General features: G+C 54.3%; 24 protein-coding genes and 1 pseudogene. 15 read left to right on the plus strand and 10 right to left on the minus strand.

Annotation, left to right across the window (positions count from 1 at the left end; translation table 11 throughout):
* The first annotated feature begins 66 nt into the window (after positions 1-66).
* Both QT231_RS19715 and QT231_RS19720 read left to right on the plus strand, forming a co-directional pair.
* Positions 67-558 carry a DUF523 domain-containing protein gene (locus QT231_RS19715; protein WP_308338520.1) on the plus strand — a complete coding sequence of 164 codons (492 nt, stop codon included), beginning with the start codon at positions 67-69 and terminating at the stop codon, positions 556-558.
* Positions 559-585: 27 nt separating this feature from the next.
* Positions 586-1,017 carry a GNAT family N-acetyltransferase gene (locus QT231_RS19720; RefSeq protein WP_308338521.1) on the plus strand — a complete coding sequence of 144 codons (432 nt, stop codon included), beginning with the start codon at positions 586-588 and terminating at the stop codon, positions 1,015-1,017.
* A 113-nt stretch (positions 1,018-1,130) separates the two neighbouring features.
* Here QT231_RS19720 and QT231_RS19725 read toward each other — a convergent pair whose 3' ends face one another.
* Entirely contained in the window at positions 1,131-1,769 is a 639-nt protein-coding gene (locus QT231_RS19725) for an NAD(P)H-binding protein (RefSeq protein WP_308338522.1), read from the minus strand.
* Between the two features lie 21 nt (positions 1,770-1,790).
* Positions 1,791-2,720 carry a DMT family transporter gene (locus QT231_RS19730; RefSeq protein WP_308338523.1) on the minus strand — a complete coding sequence of 310 codons (930 nt, stop codon included), beginning with the start codon at positions 2,718-2,720 and terminating at the stop codon, positions 1,791-1,793.
* A 98-nt stretch (positions 2,721-2,818) separates the two neighbouring features.
* Between QT231_RS19730 and QT231_RS19735 the strand changes: the two genes are divergently transcribed.
* Positions 2,819-3,304: a MarR family transcriptional regulator gene (locus QT231_RS19735; protein WP_308338524.1), complete on the plus strand. Its 486-nt coding sequence runs from the start codon at positions 2,819-2,821 to the stop codon at positions 3,302-3,304.
* 51 nt (positions 3,305-3,355) lie between these two features.
* Here QT231_RS19735 and QT231_RS19740 read toward each other — a convergent pair.
* Positions 3,356-3,538, minus strand: a pseudogene (locus QT231_RS19740) (LysR family transcriptional regulator); the annotation flags it as partial.
* 61 nt (positions 3,539-3,599) lie between these two features.
* Here QT231_RS19740 and QT231_RS19745 point away from each other — a divergent pair.
* From QT231_RS19745 to bluB, 3 genes are all read left to right on the plus strand, one after another.
* On the plus strand, positions 3,600-4,355 hold the full coding sequence (locus tag QT231_RS19745; protein ID WP_308338525.1) for an NAD(P)H-dependent oxidoreductase: 756 nt from the start codon (positions 3,600-3,602) through the stop codon (positions 4,353-4,355).
* A gap of 100 nt (positions 4,356-4,455) precedes the next feature.
* A complete protein-coding gene (locus QT231_RS19750; protein WP_308338526.1) occupies positions 4,456-4,914 on the plus strand; it encodes a GNAT family N-acetyltransferase in 459 nt (152 codons plus the stop codon).
* Between the two features lie 42 nt (positions 4,915-4,956).
* Positions 4,957-5,634, plus strand: a complete 678-nt coding sequence (bluB, locus tag QT231_RS19755) for a 5,6-dimethylbenzimidazole synthase (RefSeq protein ID WP_308338527.1) — start codon at positions 4,957-4,959, stop codon at positions 5,632-5,634.
* 25 nt (positions 5,635-5,659) lie between these two features.
* On the opposite strand, the gene QT231_RS19760 is transcribed toward bluB, so the two are convergent.
* Together QT231_RS19760 and QT231_RS19765 are read right to left on the minus strand one after the other, a co-directional pair.
* Positions 5,660-7,075: a diguanylate cyclase gene (locus QT231_RS19760; protein WP_308338528.1), complete on the minus strand. Its 1,416-nt coding sequence runs from the start codon at positions 7,073-7,075 to the stop codon at positions 5,660-5,662.
* 220 nt (positions 7,076-7,295) lie between these two features.
* Complete coding sequence (locus QT231_RS19765; protein WP_308338529.1) at positions 7,296-8,279, minus strand: YafY family protein; 984 nt, start codon at positions 8,277-8,279, stop codon at positions 7,296-7,298.
* 149 nt (positions 8,280-8,428) lie between these two features.
* Between QT231_RS19765 and QT231_RS19770 the strand changes: the two genes are divergently transcribed.
* Complete coding sequence (locus QT231_RS19770) at positions 8,429-9,064, plus strand: glutathione S-transferase family protein (protein WP_308338530.1); 636 nt, start codon at positions 8,429-8,431, stop codon at positions 9,062-9,064.
* Between the two features lie 86 nt (positions 9,065-9,150).
* On the opposite strand, the gene QT231_RS19775 is transcribed toward QT231_RS19770, so the two are convergent.
* Positions 9,151-10,218, minus strand: a complete 1,068-nt coding sequence (locus QT231_RS19775; RefSeq protein WP_308338531.1) for a class I SAM-dependent methyltransferase — start codon at positions 10,216-10,218, stop codon at positions 9,151-9,153.
* A 157-nt stretch (positions 10,219-10,375) separates the two neighbouring features.
* On the opposite strand from QT231_RS19775, the gene QT231_RS19780 reads away from it, so the two are divergent.
* From QT231_RS19780 to QT231_RS19810, 7 genes are all read left to right on the plus strand, one after another.
* Positions 10,376-11,407, plus strand: a complete 1,032-nt coding sequence (locus QT231_RS19780) for a helix-turn-helix domain-containing protein (protein ID WP_308338532.1) — start codon at positions 10,376-10,378, stop codon at positions 11,405-11,407.
* Positions 11,408-11,593: 186 nt separating this feature from the next.
* On the plus strand, positions 11,594-12,079 hold the full coding sequence (locus tag QT231_RS19785; RefSeq protein ID WP_308338533.1) for a GNAT family N-acetyltransferase: 486 nt from the start codon (positions 11,594-11,596) through the stop codon (positions 12,077-12,079).
* Positions 12,080-12,088: 9 nt separating this feature from the next.
* Positions 12,089-13,000, plus strand: a complete 912-nt coding sequence (locus tag QT231_RS19790; protein ID WP_308338534.1) for a LysR family transcriptional regulator — start codon at positions 12,089-12,091, stop codon at positions 12,998-13,000.
* 151 nt (positions 13,001-13,151) lie between these two features.
* Entirely contained in the window at positions 13,152-14,561 is a 1,410-nt protein-coding gene (locus QT231_RS19795; protein ID WP_308338535.1) for an amidase, read from the plus strand.
* Between the two features lie 125 nt (positions 14,562-14,686).
* Positions 14,687-14,914, plus strand: a complete 228-nt coding sequence (locus tag QT231_RS19800; protein WP_308338536.1) for a hypothetical protein — start codon at positions 14,687-14,689, stop codon at positions 14,912-14,914.
* The gene (locus tag QT231_RS19805) at positions 14,907-16,388 is read left to right on the plus strand and encodes a sodium:solute symporter family protein (protein ID WP_308338537.1); all 1,482 of its coding nucleotides are present in this window, start codon (positions 14,907-14,909) and stop codon (positions 16,386-16,388) included. Before QT231_RS19800 ends, QT231_RS19805 begins: the two co-directional genes overlap by 8 nt.
* Before the next feature lie 101 nt (positions 16,389-16,489).
* Positions 16,490-17,812 (plus strand): DUF2252 family protein, encoded by a 1,323-nt coding sequence (locus tag QT231_RS19810; protein WP_308338538.1) that lies wholly within the window; start codon positions 16,490-16,492, stop codon positions 17,810-17,812.
* 20 nt (positions 17,813-17,832) lie between these two features.
* Here the strand turns inward: QT231_RS19810 and QT231_RS19815 are convergent, their stop codons facing one another.
* From QT231_RS19815 to QT231_RS19825, 3 genes are all read right to left on the minus strand, one after another.
* On the minus strand, positions 17,833-19,632 hold the full coding sequence (locus QT231_RS19815) for a diguanylate cyclase (protein ID WP_308338539.1): 1,800 nt from the start codon (positions 19,630-19,632) through the stop codon (positions 17,833-17,835).
* Between the two features lie 305 nt (positions 19,633-19,937).
* Complete coding sequence (locus QT231_RS19820; protein WP_308338540.1) at positions 19,938-20,990, minus strand: SPFH domain-containing protein; 1,053 nt, start codon at positions 20,988-20,990, stop codon at positions 19,938-19,940.
* 2 nt (positions 20,991-20,992) lie between these two features.
* On the minus strand, positions 20,993-21,487 hold the full coding sequence (locus QT231_RS19825) for a nodulation efficiency, NfeD-like protein (protein WP_308338541.1): 495 nt from the start codon (positions 21,485-21,487) through the stop codon (positions 20,993-20,995).
* Positions 21,488-21,661: 174 nt separating this feature from the next.
* On the opposite strand from QT231_RS19825, the gene QT231_RS19830 reads away from it, so the two are divergent.
* Positions 21,662-22,378, plus strand: a complete 717-nt coding sequence (locus tag QT231_RS19830; protein WP_308338542.1) for a trimeric intracellular cation channel family protein — start codon at positions 21,662-21,664, stop codon at positions 22,376-22,378.
* A gap of 3 nt (positions 22,379-22,381) precedes the next feature.
* Here the strand turns inward: QT231_RS19830 and QT231_RS19835 are convergent, their stop codons facing one another.
* The gene (locus QT231_RS19835; protein ID WP_308338543.1) at positions 22,382-25,369 is read right to left on the minus strand and encodes a hypothetical protein; all 2,988 of its coding nucleotides are present in this window, start codon (positions 25,367-25,369) and stop codon (positions 22,382-22,384) included.
* Positions 25,370-25,398 lie beyond the last annotated feature (29 nt).

The raw sequence follows: 25,398 nt of genomic DNA on the forward strand, positions 1-25,398 counted from the left end.
CGCAGGCAGGCTGCTAAATCATCGTTTACGATCTTAAGAAGATACGATACAAGGGAAGTTGGCTTTATGAGAAAAGTATTAATCAGCGGCTGCTTGTTGGGGAAAAAGGTTCGCTATGATGGTGGCGCCCTTGCGGTGGCTGATCAGATCGTTGAGCGGTGGCGTTCTGAAGGCCGGATCGTTTCTGTCTGCCCTGAAGTTGAGGCGGGGATGAGTATTCCCAGACCACCCGCAGAGATTTTCAACGGCAGCGGTGAAAGCGTATTAAATGGCGAGGTCGATGTTATCGAAAAAGATGGAGGCAAGGTAACCAATGACTTTTTAGCAGGTGCCTCTATCGCCTTGAACCTGTGCCGTAAATTCGATATCAGTATCGCAGTGCTTGCCGAATTCAGCCCCTCATGCGGGAGCTCAGCTATTTATGATGGCAGTTTCTCTGGTAAAAAAGTGCCCGGTATGGGAGTGACCGCCGCACTGCTCCGCGAACATGGCGTCCAGGTGTTTAATCAGTATAAAATCGCGGAAGCCGATAAAGCGCTTATTGGAAAAAGTGTCTGAACACAGCACTGAGAATATGTATATAGTATGTATATGACGCCTATTATTCAGCCTACTAACGATAAGGCGTTTGCGGAAAAAATAATTCTTCAGAATATGTCAGCCTACTATAAGCAGCTGGATATGCGCTGGAATACCGCCCTGTTTGCTAAACAGTGGAGTGAGTTAGACAGCTACGAGCTGGTCATAAACGCGTCCCGAGTAGGGCTGCTATGCGTAAACCATGATGAAAACGCTTACTATATTCGGGAACTACAAATTGATCAAAAGTGGCAGCGCCATGGCCTTGGTACAGCGGCAATTCGATACACGGAGGAAATGGCTAAACAAACGGGCATTCACTTACTTAGGCTACGCGTATTTTGTATAAACCCAGCGGTAACGCTTTACGAGCGTATGGGATTTCGTACCCGTAAAACGGAAGATAATACCCATTACATGGAGCGGTGTATTCTATAACCAATTCAAGTGGTGGGATTTTGAAGATGAGATTGCGCCGGTTTGACTGCTAAAGCTTTCCGACGCATGTCTATTTGAAGCTAGATAGCGGTAGGGTTTATTGAATTTTCCGTTTAATACCCTACGGTAAAGGCTTTCTGAATATGCTGGGGCGTCTCGACTTCATCAAGCATCGCTACTGCGAAATCCTCCATTGAAATACGCGATTCTCCGTTATTATCTACGACGAGGGTGTCGGTGCCTAAGCGATAGCATCCCGTACGCTCTCCAGGCACCAGCATGGCAGCAGGAGAGAAGTAAGTCCACGCTGTGCGGGTTTCCGCCAAGCAGAGCTCATACTGAGCTTGGCAAGCTTTAGCAATTTCTAGCGCAGCGGCAGGCAGGAAGTTGGGAACTGATAAGACTGTGTCGCCGGTGCGTCCGGGGATTAGCAATCGCGCGGCTCCGCCTACCAATAATACGCGCTGCCCTGGAAGAGTACTCTCCAAAAGAGAGCGGGTTAGCGCTATCAACAAATCTTCTTTTCCATCGGGCGGGCGAACGGCGCTGATCAGCACATCTTGTTCTTGAATGACATGAGCTAGTTGTTCTGATTCTGTTATGTCTGCGACGCAACGATTGGCTTCAGTGGGTAGTTTGTTAAGCTGATTGTCTGTTCTTACCACGCCAGTCACCTGGTGACCACGTGCTAATGCTTCACTCATCATGCGCGTGCCTACGTCGCCAGCTGCGCCAAATATTGCAATTTTCATAGTATGTCTCTCTAGGGGTAATTAGTTAAGTTGTTTGGCTTTGCCAATATTAAGCAGGGCAATGCCGGCACCAATGAATAGAGTGCCTAGCAGTAAGCCCTCGGGGGCGGTTTCTCCCTGCAGCAGTATGGCGACGGGTACGCCCACCACGGCGCCGACGGAACCCAGTAGACTCAGAAATACCGGGCCGCCACTTTTTTGCAGTAGGAAAAGCAGTAAGAACTGGCCCGCAAAGACCATTGCTTGAACGGCAATCAGCACGATCGGCAGAGAGCGGTTTGTTGGGACGTTCAAAGAGAAGCCCGGTAGAAAACCCACGCTGAGTAGAATAACGGCAGCGGCGATGAGCATGCCGGGTGCCAGCGCATCGCTGGATACGCCTTCTGGCCAACGTAAGGTTCTGTAAAGATTACCTATGGCCAGCAGTACAGGGCCGATTAAAGCGAGGAGAATCCAGAGATAATTGGCATCCGGCGCGGAAAGCTTATGGAAAGCCAAGGTGATGGCTCCTGACAGGGCCGATATTACCCCCGCTGCGCGCATCACCTGAAACCGCTCCATTTTTAACGCTAGGGCGCCGACGTAGGTGAGTAGCGGTGGCAGGGTGATGATCAATGCCACGAACCCAGCACCTACATGGGGGACGGCTGAGAAAAACAGTAGGTTGGCCCCTGCCACGCCCAACAGACCTGAAATAGCGTAATACTCAACGGTGCGGCGGTTAACTGGCGGTAGATTGCGGCGGAAGGCGGCAAGAGCCAACAAAATGAGCGCCGCCCCTGAAATCGACCAGAACAAAAAAGCGAGCGCTGATAGTTGAATGTCACCGGCAAGTTTCGCCAAATTAGTCGATAGACCCAGCAAGGCGCCACCTGCTAGCAGGTATACCAGTGGGGCAAGCCAAGCTCTTTTGCGTGAGTGTGTTGTGCGGGGAGTGCTTGATAACGTCATTGGCGAAGTTCTCATTCGTACCGTTTTTAAAAGTATCTTGATATCAAGGTATGTGTGATTAATCTTGACGTCAAGCTAATTAAGCGCAAAATACTGCTATGGATCATGTAGACAACATTCTCAAACAGTGGCGCCAGGAGAGGCCTGACCTTGACGTTGCGCCAATGGGCACCATCGGGCGGGTCAAAAGGCTGAACCACACCTTAATGCGTGCAATGGAGAAGACCTGGGCGGAATACGGCCTGACGGACGCCAGCTTTGACGTTCTGGCCACCCTGCGGAGAGAGGGGGAGCCCTATGCGCTATCGCCGGGGGATTTGATGGCATCAACAATGGTGACGTCAGGCACCATGACTCACCGTATCAATCAACTGGAAAAGGCGGGGTTGATTGAGCGGGTCAAAAATCCCAATGATGGTCGCGGCTTTTTAATCTCTCTTTCCCAACGTGGGTTCGATTTAATCGACGAAGCGGTGGCCGCCCACGTGGAAACCCAGGCGCAGCTGGTGAGTGGGCTGACTGACGAGCAACGATCGCAGCTTGATGATCTGCTCAAGCAGTTCTTGGCGGGATTTGAGCAGTAGCTAGGTGGCTCGTAACGGCAAGTGAGCCACTATTTAAAAGAATCACGTTAAAAGAGTTACGCCCAGCCGACGCTCCATCTCACTTAAACGTCTAAATACCGTGGCATGGCTGATACGCAGCGCTCGGCTGGCACCGGATAGCGAGCCCGTCTGGACAATCGCTAGCACAATTTGTAGGTCGTCCCATCTAATCTGCTGTTCATTCTTGCAAGCCTGGTTCTCATTTTTAGCCAATGTTTTGGCGTATATGAACAGGTTAGCCTGTCGTCAAACCAATCGATAGGGGAGGCGCAGTATGAATGTGTTGATCGTTTTTGCTCATCCTGAGCGCAAGTCATTTAATGGCGGCCTGGTGGATGTGGCGGTAAAACAGCTGGTGGACGCAGGCCATACCGTCGAGGTGGATGATCTCTATGCTGAGCAGTTTGACCCGGTGGAACGTGCCGATCACTATCCGCATCAGGCCGTCGATGTGGACTACTTTTATCCCCTAAATGAACAGCGCGCTCACTACCAGCAAAACGCATTACCGCAGGACGTTCAGCGGGAGTTGGCGCGGCTGGAGTGGGCTGACCTGGTGATCTTCCAGTTCCCTTTATGGTGGCACGCCCAGCCCGCCATTTTGAAAGGATGGTTTGATCGCGTACTGGTGTATGGAGGGCGCTACACAAGCCGTATGCGTTACGACCATGGCTACTTTCGTGGCAAACGTGCCATGCTCTCAGTCACCGCCGGCTCTCCTGAAAAAGCCTTTCAGCCCTTTGGGCGTGCGGGTGATATGGTTGCCTGGCTATGGCCTATGCATGCTTCGCTCTACTATGTTGGCTTTGATGTACTACCGCCTCAAGTAAACTATGGCGTGCAGGGCGGTGGTATTGAGTATCAGAAAGAGGATGCTTTGCGCGTCCATCTCAATGCCTGTAAAAAGTATTGGGCCGTCCGCCTTGCGCACTGGGAGCGTGAAAAGCCGATACCGTTTGCCGGATGGGAGGACTGGAACAGCGAAGGTGTGCTGCTTGAGACAAGCCCTTGGCGATGGCGGCTAGGCTAAGCACGTCTATTTCCTGACGCCGTGATAAAGGCTCCGTTATCAAATCTGCTGTACACTTTGCGTACGCAAAATAACGCCATGAGCGGGAGACTGACACGGTATGCCCTTACATTTTCGCTGGTTCAGGTTCGATGAGCTCAGCACGCGCGATTTTTATGAGATTGTCAAAGCGCGAGAATCGGTGTTTGTGGTGGAGCAGCAGTGCGCTTATCAGGAAGTGGACGAGCTGGATCCGCTCGCCTGGCATCTCCTGGCCACGGTAGACGGGAAACTGGCCGCGTATATTCGTCTGGTGGGGCCAGGCGACAAGTTCGCCGAGCCCTCGATTGGCCGGGTGATGACCCTTAACGCCTTCCGCGGACATCAGTATGGGCGTGCGTTGATGAGTGAGGCAATTCGCTTCACCGAACAGACCTACCCTAGTCTCGGCATCAAGATTGGCGCGCAGATCTATCTAATCGCCTTCTATGAATCTTTCGGGTTCAAGGCCGTCAGCGAGTCCTATGATGAAGATGGCATACTGCATGTCGATATGCTGAAACCCGCCGTCGGCGTCTAAAAAGCGCTCCTGTTAGATGACGTAGCCGTAGGACGTTTCTTTATGACTGTATCGAATGGTCGTTTTACCGATAGTGAACGACAAGGGGTTTACCGCGCGATTTTTGAGCGCCGCGATGTGCGCTCACAGTTTTTGCCCGACCGAATCCCCCCTGAAGTGCTGGCCCGCCTGTTAGAGGCCGCGCACCATGCGCCATCGGTGGGGTTTATGCAGCCCTGGGATTTCATCGTGATTGAACGTCGCGACGTCAGGGAAACGGTGCTGGCGCTGTTCGAGCAGGAGAACCAAAAAGCCGCCGAGCACTTTGAAGGCGAGCGTAGAGAGCGTTATCGCAGCCTTAAGCTGCAAGGGATTATGGAAAGTCCGTTGAACCTTTGCATTACCTGCGACCGCAGCCGGGGTGGCCCCCATGTGCTAGGGCGTAATAGCATTGTCGATACTGATCTTTTCAGCACTTGTCTCGCTGTACAAAACCTCTGGCTGGCAGCGCGGGCGGAAGGCATCGGTGTTGGTTGGGTGAGCATTCTCGACCAGGATCTGCTAAGTACGGCCCTAAATCTGCCTGAGCACGTTTATCCGCTGGCGTATCTCTGCCTTGGCTACGTAAGCGAGTTTTTAGATCAGCCTGAGCTTGAAGCGAAAGGCTGGCGTTCCCGCCTGCCATTAAGTGACCTTGTGCATGGCGATAAGTGGGGGGAGCCGTTTAGCAGTAGCTTGTGAGCAAGCTTCTAATAAGGAGAGGCTGCTATAAGGAGGGTCTGCTTGCAGCGCCCAGCCCATCTGCCCATAGCTTGCGGCGCTGGCTTTTGTTTTCGTACATGCGCTCGTCCGCCAGCGAAAACACCTGTTCGGCAGGCACTTCACTGGAGCTGGCGCATCCTATGCTCACATGCAGCATCAGTTCTTCATATTCACCGCTGGCGGTGTCGATAGTGCAACGCTGTTCAGGCAAGTTTTCTCGGATTAAGTTGGCCATACGCTTGGCTGCCGTTAGGTCGGCAGAGGGAAACAGAATGACGAATTCATCGCCACCGTAGCGAGCCAGTATGTCGCTGTCTCTGCAGTGAAGTTGCAGGTACTTGGCAACGCAAGCAATCAGTTGGTCGCCTGCGACGTGTCCATAATGGTCATTTACTTCCTTGAGTCTGTCGACGTCCATCATCAGTAGAGCAAAATCCAGGTTTGGCGTCTGCGTCTTGCCCTGAATACTCATTTGCAACGCTGATTCCAAGAAGCCTCGGTTATAAAGCCCGGTGAGCCCGTCGCGCTCAGCGGTTTTCTTCAACTCCAAATGCAGCAATTTATTCTCGGTAGCAGCCGCTAGTTGGTCGGCAAATAGAGAAAGTATTTGCTCCAAACCGTCGTCCCGCCTGGGAGCTTTCACGATCAGCCAGCCTTCATACATGCTTAGCCGGCCCGCCATCGATGCGACATATAGATTCTCACCTTTATCTGCTTTTGGCAGGGTGACCGGATACCCTCGTTGCTTATGAACGCTGGCCAATAGACGCTTTAAGCGTTGTTCATCCGCTGGGCTTAGCCCTGCAACAGCTGCGTAGCGAGTCACTTCTGAACGTTGCCGCTCCTGAAGAAAAACGGCAAAGCCGTAGTCAGGAAAATGGCTATGTAGATGGTTTAAAGAGTCATCCAGCAGGGAGTTGATATTGGTCGCGCGATTGGCGACTGCCCCTAGATCAAGCAGGGCGTGAAAGACTCTGTTCTGAAACCTAATCTCGCCTATGCTGCGGCCAATCTGGCGATTCTGATTGTACGTGACGCGGCCAATGGTTAGAAAATAGACCACAGCCCCCGCCCATTGGTAGATGTCTACATTGTTGTTTACATAGGGACGAAAAGTGAATCCCGTTAGAGCACTGCCAATCAAAGCCGCGACAATGAAAAGTACGGCTGAAACAAACATCTTACGCAGTCCGCCGACCACTAAGTTATTCATCAAGCAGGCAAGCCCGATGGTAATGGTGGCTAAAAGGTAAAAATCCAGCACGCTGCACCAAAAACCAAACAGCAGGCTGTCGAAGAGGAGATTCCTGAACTCGGCGCGCTTAGAATTCTGGGCGCTTGCCGCAAGCGCATAGGCGAGGCCGGGCCATAGCAGCAGTAAAACTCCAGGCAGAATAAGCGTCCAGCCGCTGCCTTCCACTACGGCGATCCATACGGTTAGCCCGAAGGTATGGCAAAAGGCAAAAGTGCGCGGGGCAATTGTAGCTAATGCTAGACGGTGTGTGCGTCTTATTGAAAGCTGCATTCGTGAGTCTTTATTTAACGTTATTTGATTAACAGACTAGCACCTAAGAGGCTGGAAAGTCCTATCCTGACATCAGACAGATAGAGCCTTCCTTTCTACCCGATTTTAGACAGTGTTAGGGCTTATCTATTGGGTACGATGAAGAGTGCTCGCAACTGGCTAGTAAGTGTTTGGCGTGCTCACGTAGTGCTTCTTTGAGGCCATCCGGCTTGAGGACGGTAAATCGAAACGGGAGCTGTGCCAGCCAATAGGCAAACCATTCGAAGCTGTCGGTTCGGGTGTTGAGTAGTAACCCACCTTCAACCTCTTCGAACGGATCTGTACAGAAAAATTGGTTCTCAAAGTAAGCGTACGCGGCACGATCAATGTGTAGCACAAGTGTTACTTCATAAGTTGGGCCCCATGACATAAGGCTTTCGCTTAAAAAATCGGCTGCGTTGAAGTGAGCGGGGCGTGTGAAGGTATCATCAAGTAGGCGCACACCGCTGATACGATCCAGCCTAAACGAGCGCATGGCGCCCCTCAGATGGCAAAAACCAACGGCATACCACCGGCCTTGTTGGAAAACTAGTCCGTAGGGGTCGATCCGACGCGCAATTGGATCGTGCTGTGGAGAGTGGTAGATAAGCCCGACGGTTCGCATGGCTTCAGTGGCTTTAGTCAGTGTCTCAAGTGCGCAGTCATCACGGCTGGGTTCACGCCGGGGTAAGAACACCTGAGTGGTCTCACTGATACTACGCACTCGTCTTTTTAAATTCGCAGGCATCACCCGCTCGAGCTTCGCTTGTACGCTGGCGATGGCAGGCGCTGCGTTCGTCAGTCCCAGTTGGCTGGCGGCCAATAAGCCTAGAGAAACGGCGAAAGTCTCTTCATCAGTAAACATCATGGGGGGCAGCTTGAAGCCAGCCACCAGTCGATAGCCGCCGTAGCGCCCCTGCTCGGTCACTATCGGCACACCTATATCTTCCAGCGCCGTAATGTAACGCCGGATAGTGCGTCGATCCACGCTCAGGCGTTCGGCCAACTCGGCTCCGCCTATCTGGCCATTAGCCTGCAGCAACTCAAGTACAGCAAGCACGCGCGTTGTGGGTCCTGCCATCGCCACCTTCCTCTCGAGGTTATTTTTGAAGTCTTGCAGAAAAAGTGCATTGTTGCGTTTATTTAGGACGCATTTTCGCCTATTAACCCACTAATCTGGCCTGGCAATACCTTGTGTCACCGAAAAATTGACTAAAAAAGGAGCTCAGCATGTCAGAACTTACGTTTTACACTCATCCGATGTCTCGCGGGCGCGTGGTGCGCTGGATGCTGGAAGAAGTAGGCATACCCTATTCGGTAAAGGCGATGGAGTACGGCTCAGAGATGAAAGCCAAGGACTACTTGGCTATAAACCCAATGGGGAAGGTGCCTGCCATCAAGCATGGCAATACTGTTGTGACGGAAGTGGCGGCTATTTGTGCGTACCTGGCGGATCAGTTTCCGGATAAAAAGCTGTCACCGCCCCCGCACTCTCCCGAACGCGGAGCCTACTATCGCTGGCTGTTTTTTATGGCGGGTCCGTTTGAGATGGCCACCAGTGCCATGGCCTATGATTGGAAAATCGACAGCAGCAACGCACAGGCCGTTGGGTGTGGCCAGGTGGCAGACAGTATCAATACGCTTGAAAAAGCACTCAGTGAGAGCGCCTATATCTGCGGCGATCAGTTTACTGCCGCAGATATATTGGTTAGCAGTTATCTCTGGTGGGAAACGATGCAGAAGAATATCCCGCCAAACGAGGTGTTCAAACAATACATAGAGCGCACGGAAAGTAGGCCAGCAGCCAAGCGGGCCAATGAGTTGGATGATGAACTGGCTGAGAAAATGAAGCCTGTATCCATCTGATGGCCAATCTGTGTCGCTTGTAAAATAGGGCGCTCCTGGTGGAGCGCCCTGTGTAAAGTTACGTAGCCAATTTGTCTTCTCTATCCTTAAAGGCGCGCCTCAAGGATCAAATTAAACGGGGTCTCCGCTGCGCGCCTGAAGTGACGGAACCCTGCCTTGCGAAACACCGCTGCTAAGCGTGCTTCTCCTGCTTGCGCGCCGAGAACCTGCTTGCCACCTTCCGATATCGCATGGGCACAGCAAATAGTCGTGGACGCGGCGTAATACATTCGCGCTACCAGCGACAGATTGTGTTCAAGATGATCCTGCGCATAGGGTTCAACTAACAATACAGTGCCGCCTGGTGCTAGCACTTTGGCGGCATAGTTTGCGGCTGCCACTGGATCGCCCATATCGTGCAGGCAGTCGAAGAAGCAAATCAGCCCGTACTGCCTGTCCGAATAATTGTCCGCCTTTGCCACTTCAAAGTGTGCGCGCTCGGCGACGCCAGCGTGGGTGGCATTTTGGCCCGCCTCGCCAACAGAAGGCTCGTGGGCATCAAACCCGTAAAAGCGAGATTTCGGAAAAGCCTTAGCCATCAGTACCGTAGAGTGGCCAAACCCACAGCCAACATCGGCAACCGTGATACCGGCTTCAAGCTTGTCAATGACGCCTTCTAGTGCGGGCAACCATTCAGGCACCAGACTGCTGCGATAACCGTTACGGTAAAAGGCCGCGACGCCACACTGTAGGCGGCTGTCATGGTCGCCCCATGCCACGCCTGTGCCAGTGCGAAATGCCTCAAGGGTTTTCTCTTCGTCAAACCACATTGAGGCGGGAACCTGCCATGCCGGTGGAATAAATACTGGGCTATCTTCGTTTGCCAGCACCATCGCCTGTTCAGGGGGAAGTTCGTAGGTATCGCTGATAGCATGGTAGGCAACATAGCCGCCGGCCGCCTGGGAATTTAACCACTCCCGGACATAGCGTTCAGCGCAGTGGGTACGCTGGGCAAGTTCTATCGCGCTAATGGGGCCTGCACTTTCCATTGCTTTGTAAAGCCCAAGCTTGTTGCCCAGGCTGACCATGACACCACCATAAGCAGAGGACAGATCGCCCACCGCTTGCATGACAAAGGTTTCCAACTTGTTTTGATCGATCGTCGTTACGCACATGGTCTACGCTTCTCTTATTTGATGTGAGGGTATCAGTTGAAGTTAACAACTGGCCGCACTCATAATCACAGCGGTGCCCTCTAGGTATAAGAGTCAGAATTACCCTAAATCGGTTCGTTTGTGCCACGACGTTTTTGTGCGCTGGGAAACCTAGGCCATGCCTCAACCGCTCGTTAGCTTTGGCGCTACTCCCTATCATGTCAGTCTGCTGGCGTTGCCTGATGCGGTAATCTCTACGCTGGCAGGTATCTACGATGTGATGAACGCTGCCTCATTGATGAACCTTGTGCCAGTCGGTTCACCCGTGCCTTTTCATGTTGAGATTGTCGGCGAGGCCGAGGGCTCCCTTGCACTGGCGAGTGGCGTACCTATCAACGTGCAGCGGGCAATCGAGAGCATTACCACCACCGATATTGTGATCGTTCCCTCAGTATTGCTGAGCGCGTCTGGTTGGGAGAAGGGGCGTTATCCGCGCCTCGTCAAGTGGCTGCAGGATATGTACGACGGGGGCGCCGTGTTGTGCTTCGCCTGCTCAGGGGTTTTCCTAATAGCCGAGACAGGCCTTTTCGATGGACGGGATGCCACGGTACATTTTGGCTACGCTCAGGCGTTTACGACTTGCTATCCTGAGGTGGTGGCACACCCTGAACGTGTCTTGGTTATTGCTGGCCTACGTGATGAATTGATCAGCTCTGGTGCCTCCACCAGCTGGCACGATTTAGCGTTATACCTTATTGCGCGCTACGCCGGTGCCACCACCGCGCAGGAAATCGCACGTCTATACGCGCTGCAGTGGCATCAGGACGGCCTTACTCCCTACATGATCTTCGAAGGTAAAACAGACCACGGCGATGCCGATATTCAGGCCGCGCAACAATGGCTGTGCACCCATTTTTCGGTCGCTAACCCTGTGGAGGAGATGATCAAGCGCTCCTCACTCGCCGAACGCACTTTCAAACGTCGATTTGCTAGCAGTACCGGTCTGTCGCCTATCGTTTACATCCAACGTTTACGCATTGAGGACGCCAAACGCCGCCTGGAACGAACCGATGCCACTATCGATGACATCAGTTGGCAGGTTGGTTATGAGGATGCGGCTTTTTTTCGGCGCTTGTTTAAACGCACGACCGGGCTTGCACCAGGCGCTTACCGTAAGCGATTCAGGATGCCAGATTTTACGCTGAGCTAGTCAGTGTTCGTAGGGAGCCTCGCTCGATCGCAGCTTTGCCGCTGACCGAATTCGTGGCTGGCCCTTATTGGTGGATTTAGGTGTTGGAGCGCAATAGTATTATCGAGGCTGGTCAAGCTTCTATAGCGAGGCATGCCGTTTGTCGCTACTGTATTCGCTTGTGCTAAACAAGGCTGGGAGCCATTCATGCAAAGCGATATTATCCTTCAGCGGCTAAGAGCCGACGACCCTAATGCTCAAGTAGTTGCAGGCTGGACATTTGAAGCCTGGGGTCATCTACACCCAGGGCTCACCCAAGAGCAGGCTATGGAACGTTTAAAGGCTGAATGTGGCCAGGGCGGTGTGCCTTCCATATTTGTGGCGATGCAAGGCGAAACCCCCGTGGGAACCGCCAGCTTGATTGCTGATGATATGAGTATTCGCCGCGAATTTACTCCCTGGCTTGCCTCAGTATTTGTCCTGCCCGCATGGCGGGGGCAGGGTATTGCCTCTGCGTTGGTACGCCGGATAGAAGCCGAAGCAGCTGCGCATGGCGTTGAGCGCTTCTATCTCTATACCCCGGATCAACAGGCGCTTTATCGACGGCTGGGTTGGCAGGATAAGGAGGACGTTGAGTATCGGAAAGAGCACGTTACGGTGATGGCGCGGCAGCTAGATAAGCCACAAAACTGAGAGGCGTTTATGATCAGTGGCCGTGCGTTACGCTACTTCGATACTGTGGCTCGGTGCCGTTCACTGCGCCAAGCCGCTGCCCAGCTGCATATTGCCCCCACGGCGATTAGCCGTCAGATTGATCTGCTCGAACACCAGCTTGGCGCACCGCTGATTGAACGTGGCCCCAATGGTATTAGCCTAACAGCGGCAGGGGAGCTATTGGCCGCCCAGGCCCAGCGCACCCTGCGCGACCTTGAACGGGTACAAGAGCATATTGCCGACCTAAAAGGGTTACGCACTGGCCGGGTAAGCCTGCAGGTATCGGAGGGCATTGTTGCAGGCCTGCTAGCGCCTGCCTTGGCCAAGATGGGGCTGCGCTACCCTCATTTGAGTTTTGATATCGGAATCGCTAGCGCTAGCCAAATGGTGGAGGCGCTGCGCCGAGGCGATGCAGATATTGGCTTGTCGTCCTTTATGCCTCGCCACGAAGACATCGTGCCATTTGCCAGCGCCGAATTGCATCACCATGCCGTGATGGCCCCAGGCCATCCATTGGCCGCGGCTTCTGAGGTGAGTCTTCACACCCTGGCAGAGCACCGGCTGATTCTGCCTGACGAATCCTATGGCGCTCGTCAAGCGCTAGAGCGCGCCGCTCATCAGGTTGGGGTAGTTCTGGCTCCCACCTACAAAACCGCTTCACTGGAAACCCAAAAAGCACTCGCCCTTAACGGCGCAGGCGTGCTGGTATTACCGCCGATGGCGGTTGCCCGCGAATGTCAGTTAGGCGAACTCGTCAGTATTCCCTTATCTCCTTTAGAGCTCGAGGCAGCGCGAATTGATCTCTGTGTTTATCGCCATCGCCAGCGCAGCTTTGCCACTGAAGCGTGCCTTTCGCTGCTGGCAAGTGCTCTGCAAGCACTGCAAGACCCGCCATCCTGAAAGAGCTTGAATCTGAAAATTTTGAAAAGCAGAGTGCACACAAATTGTGGACACTCTGCGGTCAATATTGAAATAGCAGGGAGCGCTGAGTGGGTTCATGCTGAGCTAATTGATAACGTCAATCTGACAACAACAGCAAAAAGGTAATGTGATGCCTGAACTACATCAACTCACCGCCACCCAATTAATTGATGGCTACCGAGCCCATAGGTTCTCGCCAAAAGAAGTAGCCAGCGCCCTGGTTGAACATATCGACGCCTGGGAGCCGCACATCAATGCGCTGTATGCCTATCAGCCGGAAGCCTTCATTAAAGCAGCCGAAGCGTCTACACAGCGTTGGGCCAAGGGCGAGACAAGCGGCGTTTTGGATGGTGTCCCGGTCACTCTTAAAGAGTTGATTGCCACTAAAGGGATGCCGGTGCCGGTGGGCACGGGGCTTGGCGAACAGGTCGCTGCCAGTGAGGATGCTCCCCCAGCCGCGCGCCTAGCGGAAGACAATGCCCTGCTGTTGGCAAAAACGACCTGCCCTGACTTTGGCATGCTGTCATCGGGGCTTTCTTCTTTTCATGGCTTGACCCGCAACCCTTGGAATTTGACCTGTAATACCGGTGGTTCAAGCGCGGGGGCGGGCGCGGCTGCCGCCGCTGGGCTTGGGCCGCTACATGTGGGCACGGATATTGGGGGCTCGGTGCGCTTGCCTGCCGCCTGGTGCGGCGTCGTCGGCTTTAAGCCTACGCTGGGCCGGGTGCCGATAGATCCGTATTATGTGGGCCGCTGTGCCGGGCCCATGACCCGCAGCGTAAGCGATGCCGCGTTAATGATGGCATCGCTTGCCCGCACGGATCGACGCGACGCAATGCGCCTGCCACCGGAAGAGATCGACTGGATGGATCTGGCGTTAGACGCTAAAGGTTTGCGAGTGGGTGTGATGATGGAGGCGGGCTGTGGTCTGCCGTTGGATGATGAGATTCGCCAACATGTCGAGCAGGCTGCCAAGCAGCTAGAAGCCGCTGGGGCGATGCTGGTGCCGCTGGCGCCTGTGCTGACCCGCGACATGCTGGATGGGTTGGATCACTTCTGGCAAGCCCGACAGTGGAGCGAGCTGTTAAAGCTCTCGCCAGAAGAGCGAGAGCAGGTATTGCCCGCCATTTTAGCCTGGGCCGACGGTGGCTCACGCTTAAGTGGCGTAGACGCAGTGCAGGGTTTTCAGCAAACCATGATGATGCGACGCGCCACCGAAGCGGTATTTGATGAAGTCGATGCGGTGATTTCTCCCACCACACCCAATATCGCTTTTCCAGCCGAGTGGCCATCGCCCACCAATGATCCGCGCCAGCCCTTTGAACACATTGCTTACACCGTGCCATGGAACATGGGCGAGCAGCCCGCTATTTCCCTTAATGCTGGGGTCAGTAGCGGTGATATGCCCATTGGCGTGCAGTTGGTTGGCCCACGTTTTGCGGATCATTTTGTACTCAAGCTGGCGCGGCAGCTTGAAGAGCGCTTAGCGCTACCCATGCGCTGGCCAACGCTGCCAACGGATAACGTTGAAGCTAAATAAAGCCGTTTTAAATAACCATTTCTAAAAGCTATCGTAAAAAAACGGGTTATTAAAAAACTGTTGTTAAAAAACTGTAGTTAAAAACCGACTTTAAAACTTGGATTCAGAAACTAAGGGGAACACTAATGGGGCGTTTATTGGTTCTGCCTACCTCCCGGGCGGGCTGGGGGCTGTTAATTGCGTTTGTGGTATTGGTGCTGGCGGGCATATGGCCGGTGATTGGGCTGGTGAACCGGGCCACCTTGGTGATGGGCCTGCCGCTGATAGTGGTGTGGAGCTATTTGGTGATTTTTGCCTGCGTGGTGGTGATGCTTATCGGTAACCGCATTGTGGAGAGAGACGACCATGAGTAGCCCCTGGCCACTGCTGATTACCTTGACCTATGTCGCCATCGCCATGGTGATTGGCCTACGCGCCAGGGCAGGGCGCTCCATGAATAGCTTGGAAGAGTGGGGCGTGGCGGGCCGCAGCATGGGGCCGGTGACGCTTTACCTGTTGATCGCCGCCGGTAGTGTGAGTGCTTACACCTTTATGGGTGCGCCCGGCTGGGCTTACTCCAAAGGTGTCGCGGTATTTTATGTGGCAATCTACCTGGCTTACCTGGCGTTGGTAGCATGGTACTTCGGCCCCAAGGTATGGCAGTTCGGTGAACAGTTTGGCCACGTGACCCAGGCAAGCGCTATTTCCGACCGCTACCAGAGCCCCGCGCTGGGCGCATTAGCGGCACTCGTCATGGCAATCGGCTCTATTGCCTACGCGGTGCTACAAACCATTGGCTCTGCTTATATTCTGTTTGTGATGAGCGGCGGTTTGATTCCGATTTGGCTGGGGGTTGTGCTGGTGCTGGTCTGCATTGCTGTCTATCTCTATGCCAGCGGCCAGCGCGCGATTGGCCGCACCAATGCATTTCAGGGCGTGCTGATGCTGATTGTGGCCTGGGCGGTCGGTCTGTGGGCTGTTCACAGCGCTACCGGTGGGCTGAGCTTTGCCGGAGTATTCGAACGCATTCAAATCGAGCATAGCGAGTTTCTCACTCTGCCGGGCGCAGGCGGCGATATGAGCTTTAGCTTCTGGACGACCTCTATCATCGTTTCGATGTTTTCATTTATGCCGCCGGTATGGACTCAGTGGATGAGTGCCTCTTCGGCGCGCACTATTCGCCGCAGTGCCACCTGGTTGCCTACTTATTATGTCGTCATTCTACCCATGGTTGTCGTTGGTTTTATCGGCATTTTCTCGCTGCCTGAGCTGGCCCGGGCCGATACCGTGGTACTCGAATACTCCATGCAGCACTTGCCGGTGGTATTAGTGGGATTGCTGGGTGCGGGTACCCTGGCGGCCTCAATGTCTTCCAGCGAGCCGTTTATTCATTCGGTATCGCTGTCGCTAAGCAAAGATGTGCTTCAGCCGGTGCTAAAGCTCTCTGATGGCGTGACCGGAAAGCTCGCCCGGATGTTGATCCTGCCCATTATGTTCTTGGTGGTCGCGCCACTGGCGATTGCTGAGCCCGGCAGTTTGGTAATGATTCTGTTGGTGGGGCTGGGGTTTGCTTCCCAGGTACTGCCTGCCTTTATCGGCATGTTCTTTTGGCCGCGGGCTTCTCGCTTGGGCGTGATGGCCGGTATCGTGGCGGGCTTTTTGATTACCGTGGCGTTTACTACGCTATGGCCACACCCGCTAGGCATTCATGCGGGGTTCTGGGGGCTGATGCTTAATCTGCCGGTGTTTGTGGCGGTTTCATTGATAACACCGGCTACCCACGCCGAGGTGGTCGAGCGTTTCTTTCGTATCGCCGCCCCCCGTGGATTTACCCGTTTGACTCAATAAGTGTGTGGCGGCCACTGACTTAATCTATTCATGGTTATCGACTACCTTTATAACAAACCGCTTTTCTGCATCAATTTTTCTGCATCAAACAAGGTAATTCGATGAGTCATGCATTGACTGGACATAACCGCCCTCAGCAGGTGATTGAGGCAACTCAACAGGCAAATGACACCTTGCCAGCGGCCACCCGCCAAGCCAAGTATGCAAAAATGGCTACGTCGCCCTACCGCTTTTACCGTGGCAGCAACCATCTGTTTTGGAATGATGTATGGCACGATTGGCGCTTTGCCTTGTTTGGTGGCTGGCCGGAAACCCAAACTTGGCTGCAGGGCGACGCCCATGTCTACAATTTCGGCGCTTATGGCCATCATGACGATCAAGTGCGTTACGGCATGGATGACTTTGATGATGCGCTAATTGGCGACTACCAATATGATCTGTGGCGGCTGGCCATCAGCGTCGTGCTTGATAGCCGTGAAAACGCTGAGCTGGATCCAAAAGCGATTGATAAAGCGCTTAAAAAGTTAATAAAAGGCTATTGCCAAACGCTAGCTGACCACGTCGATGACAAGCCCGTGGCAGCGGTCACGCTTGATAGCGCCAAAGGCCCACTAAAGCCCTTTATGAGTAAAGTGGCGGATAAACAGAGCCGTGCCCGTATGCTCGAAAAGTGGACGACCCTTGATGAGCAGAAAGGCCGCCAGTTCGCCGAACGGCCTGGCAAACTCGCTAACCTGCCAGCGGATGTGGCCAGCCAACTACGCCGATTAATTGAGCATGAGTACCAACAAACGCTGCAGCACGCGATAAAAGAGAGTGATCCCCACCACTTTAGAGTGAAGGATACGGCGCGACGCTTGGATGCAGGCACCGGCTCGTTGGGGGTAGAGCGCTATTACGTTTTGATTGAGGGCGGAGTTGATCACGAGCACGATGACATCATCCTGGATGTCAAAGAGCAGGTTCCCCCGGAAGCGTTTCGCTTAATGAATAAACACCAGCAGCAGGCGTGGCGTAAGCTATTTCCTAATGAAGCGATTCGCCATGCGGCGGCGTTTCATGCGATTGCCGAACACCCAGACGCTTATCTGGGTTGGCTAACCATGAATGACAAGGTGTTTTCGGTGCGTGAGCGTTCGCCGTTCAAGAAAGACTTTCCGACCCATAAGCTCTCTGGCGGTAAGTCATATCGAAAACTGGCCCGACAGTGGGGAGAAATTCTTGCCCGTGAACACCTACGCGGTGCCCAGGCGCTTAACCAGGGTGACTCAACACGCTTTGCCAAGGCCGTTTGCCAGCGATTAAAAGGGCGTGAAGAGCTGTTTGTTGAGGTGGTGTCGACACTGGCGGTAGCTTACGCCGATTGCACTGAGCAGGATTATGCTGTGTTTATCGATCACTTTCTGGCGACGGGTTCTGCTTAACCAGCCAATAGCATGAGCGTTTACTGAGGCTGCTGTCTACCGAGCATAAATCCCTGCTCTTCGAGGGTCTCTTCCCAAACGACACAGCGGTTACGGCCGCTGTGCTTGGCTTGATAAAGCGCTTCATCAGCAAGGCGTAGCAATCGCTTAGGGTCTTGAGTGTGATCAGGATAGGTTGCCACACCGCAGGAGAGCGTGATTTGCCGCAGTCGGGTGCCTTGATGGATAAATGCTTGATGAGCAATAGAGGTTAACAGCGCCTTGGCGCGAGATTCGGCAGCTACCCGAGAGGTGACGGGTAGCAAGGCAATAAATTCTTCCCCTCCAAAGCGACAGATCACGTCCAAATCTCTTAGGTGATGCCGCAACAATAGGGCAATTTCAATCAGTACGGTGTCTCCTGCGTCATGACCGAAATCGTCATTGATCTGCTTGAAATGATCCACATCCAGCATTAGCACGGAAAGTTGACTGGCATGCTGCTTAACTCGCTGACACTGGTGTTCAAATGCCAGGTCGAAATGACGTCGGTTATGCAGGCCGGTTAACGGATCCTTGCGTGAAAGGCCTTCCAGTTCTTGCACTAATCGGTCGAGGTCGGCGGTTCGCGCTGCCACCTGCTGCTCAAGGGTCTCATTGGCCATCGCAAGCTGTTGTTGGGTATGCCGGTAATGCCACAGAAAAATAGCCGCATTAGCTAAAGAAAAAGCCAGCGTGCCGTAGCTCAAGGGCACGCTGCGCCAGCCCACAAAACCGTGGGCAACCACCATGTCAGCCAACAGCAGCGGGGCAAAAAAAGTAAAACTCACTACCAGAAGTCGTTGTTCCAGAGTGAGCCGTTGGAAGCGCATGAGCGCGAGCGCCAGCATGATGGGGAGCGTTAACGCCAGCATGACATCAAATACAGGGAAGGTGAGTGAAAGGCTCACCACCCCCAGTTGAACCAAACCAATCGCAAGAATGAGATACGCCAAGTGGATAACCCACAAGCGTGTTATCCAGCGCTTAGCGGTGCCTTCCAGCCAGTGGCTGAGCAACATCCCTAGTGCTACCGGCAAGGTGTAGTAGCTGCCGGCGCGGAGTGTGTCCCATGCCAGTGGCCCATCGGCAATGAATTGTCGTGCAGGCGTCTCAGCCACCAGCATTAATCCTGAAGCGTAGGCAAATAACGCGATTGATCCGAAACCGCGACGTTCAGGGCCTATCAACGCGAAAATAGTGGCCAAAATGGCAAGTACCAATACCAACGCACTGACGCCGAGATCCTGAGCGGAGTCATGGATAACTTGCTTAAGAACGTCAATGCGCTCCATTACCTGAACTTGGCCCCATAAACCAATACTGGTGTAGTAAGAGTAGAAGCGAAAGGTGAGCGTTTGACCGGCGGCATCGCCGGGGAGGTCGATCATGTGCCAGGGCCAGCCTGCAAAATCGCCTTTGCCCTGATCGTCAAACTCACCATACTGATAGATGAGTTCGTCGCCTAGATACACTTGCCCAATCAAATTGATGCTAGTGATAAAGAGGACTGGGTCGCTCCAATCACCCACGGGAAGCGTTGTGCGTAGCCAGAGGTGTTCGTGCCCATCGCGACCGGGTGGGTTAGAAGGGGAGTCGATCGACTGCCACTCGGTTGAGTCGCTTTGCAACCACTGAGGACGGTTATTGTCATCGAAAGGAGAGTCGCCCCAGCGATACTCCCAGCTTTGCAGTGGTTGTGGCAGAGCAGCAGCCTGAAGACCACACGGAAGCATCACCAGGATGACCAGGAGGAGAAGTAGCTGAGCATAGTGACGTAGGGCAAGCCAACGTGGCAGCATGATGGTCGTACTCACCTCTTGGTTATGATACTTCTACTGGCAAGTGCCTCAACCGGGCTCTACCGATGGGTTGAAGAGCGCATAAGCAAGCACTTATTTTAGGCGTCAGTTTAACTAAGAATCAGTGTTAGGTGATGGCGTCCCTTCCAGCACTCTAAGGCGCTGAAGGGCTAAATGGTGTAGCTGGATCTCTCTCGATCCAGCCAAATCGTGCTTTGCACCGCCACTATCAATAGCACTAAGCACTCTCGTATTGAAATAGTACTTTTTAAACGGTTAGGCAGTCATTATTAATCGCTACAACGTTAATTGCCCCCTGCAGCGCCACCGACAAAGCCACTGCGAAGGTTGTTGTCGCTGCCATTGCCTCTCTTAAGATGGTTAGCCACGGTGTCCTCCGGTGAACCCGCCATTTCACGGAACATGCCCATAGAGCCAAGCAGGGCAGAGGACTCATAGGGCACAAATACCCGTTCGCCATCTTTCGCCATATTGGGCAGTACCTTGATATAACTCTGTCCCAGCAAATAGCCCACGACGGTACGTTTGTTCTCTTCGCTATCGCCAATGGCGCTGAGAACCAGTTTGATGGACTCCTGCTCACCCTGGGCACGCAGGATAGCGGACTCTTTGTCACCCTGAGCGTTGAGGATCGAGGATTCGCGCTGCCCCTGGGCCATGGCGATCGCCGCTGATTTTTCCCCCTCGGCTTCGGTCACGGTGGCGCGGCGCTTGCGCTCGGCGGCCATTTGCAGGCGCATAGCGGTTTCCACCTCTTCCGGCATGGCAATATCCTGCACTTCGACCCGGGAGATTTTGACACCCCACTTGGAGGCAGGCTCTTCCATAGCCGCCTGGATCTCGTTATTCACTTCCGCGCGGGACTCAAACAGTTTATCCAGCTCCATCTTGCCGACCACTGAGCGCAGCGTGGTTTTGGCCAGTACTTCTACGGCTTGGCTCATATTTTCTACTTCATAAACGGCCCGCTTAGGGTCGATGATTTGGTAGTAGAGCGCACCGTTGATACGCACGGTGACGTTGTCGGTGGTGACCACCGGCTGACCGGGAAAATCCATCACCGTTTCGCGGCGGTCAATGCGGGTTTCATCGGAGGTAATTGCGGTGTACTCCTCGCCCATTTTTCGATAACGCAGCATGGTGATTGCGCGAGGCTGCTCAATAAACGGAATAATGATGTTAATACCGCTTTCTAACACGCGGTGGAACGAACCAAGGCGTTCAACCACCATCACTTCCGATTGGCGGATAATGATCAGGCCTTTAGAGATGATCACTACCGCGATCACAACAATAATAAGGCTTATTAATAAACCGGGGCTAATTGGTAAATCCATTGTTAGGGCTCCTTGCGTTGGGAATTGTCATCTTGAGGGGCGAGGTCTGCGGGTTGATGTAGCGTGACCAGCGCAGTGGTGCCCTCAAAACGTCTAAATATGACCGGAGTACCGTTGGGTAACTCGGTGTCACCGTTTTCAAGTACACGTAAACGGTAGAAATCGCCGTTCACTTTAATGCCCGTGGCATCATCAAAGTCCCGGCGAAGAGTCAGGTAGTGATTTCCTTTCTCCACGCCCGTACCCGTTGTGCCATAAGCAACTCCACGCGGGGAGAAGCGCGGACGAATCACCATGATGCATACCGGTACCAATACACCGGCAAAAATAGCCATGCTGAGCAGTTGCCAGGGAAGCGTTAATCCCAACGCCGTCACCGCTGCAGTGAGCGCAGCGGCAATACCAAGCGCAAGCAGCACCATCGCGCCAGAAGTCAGTTCGGCCAAACTCAGCAACAAGGCGAGTACTAGCCAGCTATAGGCTGGGTTCCAGTCCATGGGCTCTCCTATTAATGGCGACATTCACGTTTGCATCTAAGCGTAACGCATTTAAGTAGAAGGCGTTCAAGAACAGCATTAAATAACTCACAGCATTGCTCGTCGAAGGTGCTGAGTGGCCAGGAGTGCTATCCTGCCTGCCTTTAACGATAGCGAGTATTAAAGGAGAAGAGCGTGTCGGGCGTTGTTTACTGGCTGGATATGGCGGGTGTCATCGTATTCGCGCTGTCCGGTGTGATTTTGGCGTGCCGGTCGCGTATGGATCCGATCGGTATGCTGGTGCTGGCAGCGGTAACCGGCATTGGCGGGGGCACGCTGCGGGATTTGGTGCTCGGTGTTCGGCCGGTGTTTTGGGTGACGGATCCGACCTATCTGTGGGTAATATTAGCCACCGTCGGCGTGTCGTTGATGGGGTTTCATTATATCCATCGCCTATCGCGGGGCTTTTTACCGATTGCTGATGCGTTTGGGTTGGCGCTCTTTACTGTGATTGGTACGCATAAAGCCCTGCTGCTGGGTACGCCTGGCACGGTGGCGGTGTTGATGGGCATGATGACCGGTGTGGCAGGGGGCATGATCCGTGATGTGCTGGCCCAGCGGGTGCCCATGGTGCTGCGCGAAGAGGTGTACGCCACGGCGGCTATGGCCGGAGGAGTCGTTTACGTAGCGCTACATGCGCTGGGGGCGCCGCTAACGCTGACCATTGCCGTTTCACTCAGCGTCACCCTCGGGTTGCGTTTGGCGGCTATTCATTGGCACCTGGCATTGCCGGTGTTTGCCTGGGTTACGGTGCCGCCTAAAAACCATGACGAGGCGTCGGCGCCGCTCTCTACACCGCAAAAGGCCAAAGAGCGAGTAAGGATGATTCGCCGGGAGCGCAAAAAACGCTAAGGTCTAATTATTAGGGGCTGGGGAGCGGTTTGCTTCACGCCAACGGTCAAACCAGCGGCGAGGTTGAATAACCCGCAAGCTTGGCTCGCTGTCGTTAAGCTCTACCCCTAATCCAAGCACGCCAAGGCGGGCATAGAGCGCCCCGTTTGCGCTGCGGTCTGCCAGGGTGAGATCGGAAAGCATGCGCAGTGGGCCGCCCGTTAGCGTCAAGTCTTGCAAGCTAATCTGCTCGCCGTTGATCTCAAGCTGCGCCGTACCCTCTATATCGTGAACATTCAGCAGCCGCCCGAGCCAGTCGCTATCCCTGGCACGGGCCAGAAACAGCCGGGCCAGTAAACCCGTATCGCGCATCTCAAGGCGGAGCTGGCTGGCGAGGCGAATGGGGTCTTCCCACGCCAGCTGTGCCTCCAACATGGAAAGCGTTACCCACCAGCCGGCATCCGACGAACCGCTTTCACTCTGGCGATTAACGTTCTCCAGGCGTAGAAAGGAGTCATCGGCGGTAAAACGACGAGACGCCAGGTCGCCGTCGGTTAGCTGTAGATAGAGGTGCAAATCGCCTCGCAGGCGCTGGTCTAACAGCGACATATCGGCACCAAAGGCACGTAGTGTTATTTCGCCCTGGGCGTTTAACCCTTCCAGCAGCCACTCGCTGGCCAGGCTGGCTTGTCCGCCTTGCAGTGTGATGCCTGCCCCTTCGGGTAGGTAGCGGTTGTAACGGGTGAAGTCGGGCACCTCGGTAATCGGCATCGCTATGCGGGTAGTAAAGTGTTCAGGCTGGGGCGATGCCAGCACATCGCTAAAGCGTTCCGTTTGCGTGGTGAGGGCAAAATGGCGGCCTTCCAGGTGAGGGCGGTCGTCCCCATGGCGGCTGAGCGAAAAGCGCGGAATGCCCAGCGAGAGCTGGGCCTGCTCGGGGCTATCCAGTTGGGCGGTAAGTTCACCACGCCCGGTGGCGAGATAGTCTAAAAATGAGACCTCTAGCTGGTCAGCGTTAACTCTAAGCCGGGTGGGGGCCATCAAGCGGTTATCGCGAAAGGCACCCTGGGCGAAGAGTTGGCCTTCGCCCGCAATCGTCAAGCCATGCGCATCAGGCAGGAAGGCATTTAAAAAGCCCAGTTGTTGCACGCTTCCTTCCAGCGAAAACTGCCCGCTCGGTGCGTTACCACGGCGTTGAAAACGACCGTCGGTTAATACCAGCACACTCGCTAGGCGCTCGCTCGGCTGGTCAACGTCGGCTACTTGCCAATTCAGTCGGGTACCGCTGATATTAAGGGTTGAGCCATCCATTGCCGCCTGCCGAATAGGCAGAAAAAGCTGCATATCACTGGTTAGCGTGCCGACTTGCTCGCCGTGCTGCCAGCGAGTGGTAAGCCGCTCTCCGGCTAAATTCACCTCGCCACTGAGTTGCTCGGCGGTGATGTCGAGCTGACCATGGCTCGCGGCTTGCCCGCTAAGCAGTTGCAGCGGTGCTGGGTCAGGCAAAATGGCGCCTAGGTAGGTTTGCAACACATTAATGTTAGGCAGGCGTGCGGATTGCCAATGCAGCGTTGCCGATGCCTCTTCACGCGCTTTTTGCGGATTGGTGGCGGCTATGTTGATTTCGGCTTCGTCAAGCAACAGCCGCGCTTGGTGGTGCAGCGTGGCGTCGGCAAAGCTAAGCGTTGCCTCTATGAGATCCTGCGGCGTCAGTTGGGCATTAAGTGAGCCGCTGCCGTGAGCGATGAAGCCAAGTGTATCAGCTGCCAGTTCTGGTGCTTGAATCGTCAACTTGGCATCATAGGGGCGTGAATCGCGAATGCTGGCATGGGCCTGAATTTGGCCATGACCGGAAAGGTGGATGTTACCTTCTTTGCTAACTGGGCTAACGGGAGACCCCGTGCCGGGCTCTTCGTTATCAAGAGCGAGGAAGCGATCAAGCATATTCAGGCGCGTGATATCGCCCTGTAATGCGAGTGTCGCGGCCGTCGGTAGGTCAAGCTGATCCAGGCGCTGGTTGGAAATTTGGGACGCCAGATGAAGCTCGGTATTCTCGGCGTAAGGACGAGTGTCAGCGAGCGTTACATCGTTAAGCTGCGTCGAAAAATAGAGCTGATCATTCTCAACTGCCAAACGAACCTGGCCTTTGCCGGTGGCTGTGTGGCGTGGTGGTGGATCGTCGGCGATTAGCCAGTTTGGCGTGTCAGTTGGCGCCCGTAAACGCTGCTCATCAACGGTTAAACGCAGCAAGGGGGCTTCCAGGGTAATGTCGCTACCCTGTTGTAACTTGCCAGCGGTTAGTTCTAGTGTTCCCGTCAGCGCCCCGCGGCCCTCCAGGGTTAACCAGGGGAGGGCGTCTAGGTAGGGCATAAAGACATCCCAGGCATTCGCTTGGGCATCCAACTGAAGCTGTGCGGAGAGCGCTGCCAGTAGGTTGGGGTTCAGCTCGCCGCTGGTGGCGTTGACTGGGGTTATCGTTTTGAGCGTCGCATCAGCGTTAAGATTGATAGCGTGTACCAGGGTCGCTTGATCGCTTAGGCGAACTAAACGACCATTAGTGATGGCGAGGGAAACGTTAGGGATCGCGAGAGTGTCACGGCTCAGGGTGGTCTCCGCTACTTGCAGCTGGCCGTCAGCTTCAAGCGCGATGTCACCAACGGTCAGGCGGCGAATACCCTTTGCATCGAGTGCCTCGATATGCAGCTCGCCGCGCAGCAGGGCCAGCAGCGACAGGGAAAGGGTGGCGCGGTCGGCCTCTATGGCGATGGGCAGTGCTTCATCTTCACGAGCCAGATAGAGCCCCTCGACTTCCCAGCGGCCTGGGTGTCGGCTAGCCCCTTGCTCCCAGCGGATATCGATGCCCTCAAATTGTGAAATGCGCGCTGGCAACCACTGGCTATTAAGCAGCCAATAGCTGCCTACCACCCAGATAAGGATGAGAAACAGTAGGCCAATTAATACCCTCAGCAGTAGGCGGGGTAGGCGATTTTTACGAGTGTTCGCGTCTGGCATAGTGGCTTCCCTAGCAGATAACTCCTGTC

This window comes from Halomonas sp. SpR1, from assembly GCF_031010175.1.
GTDB lineage: Bacteria > Pseudomonadota > Gammaproteobacteria > Pseudomonadales > Halomonadaceae > Vreelandella.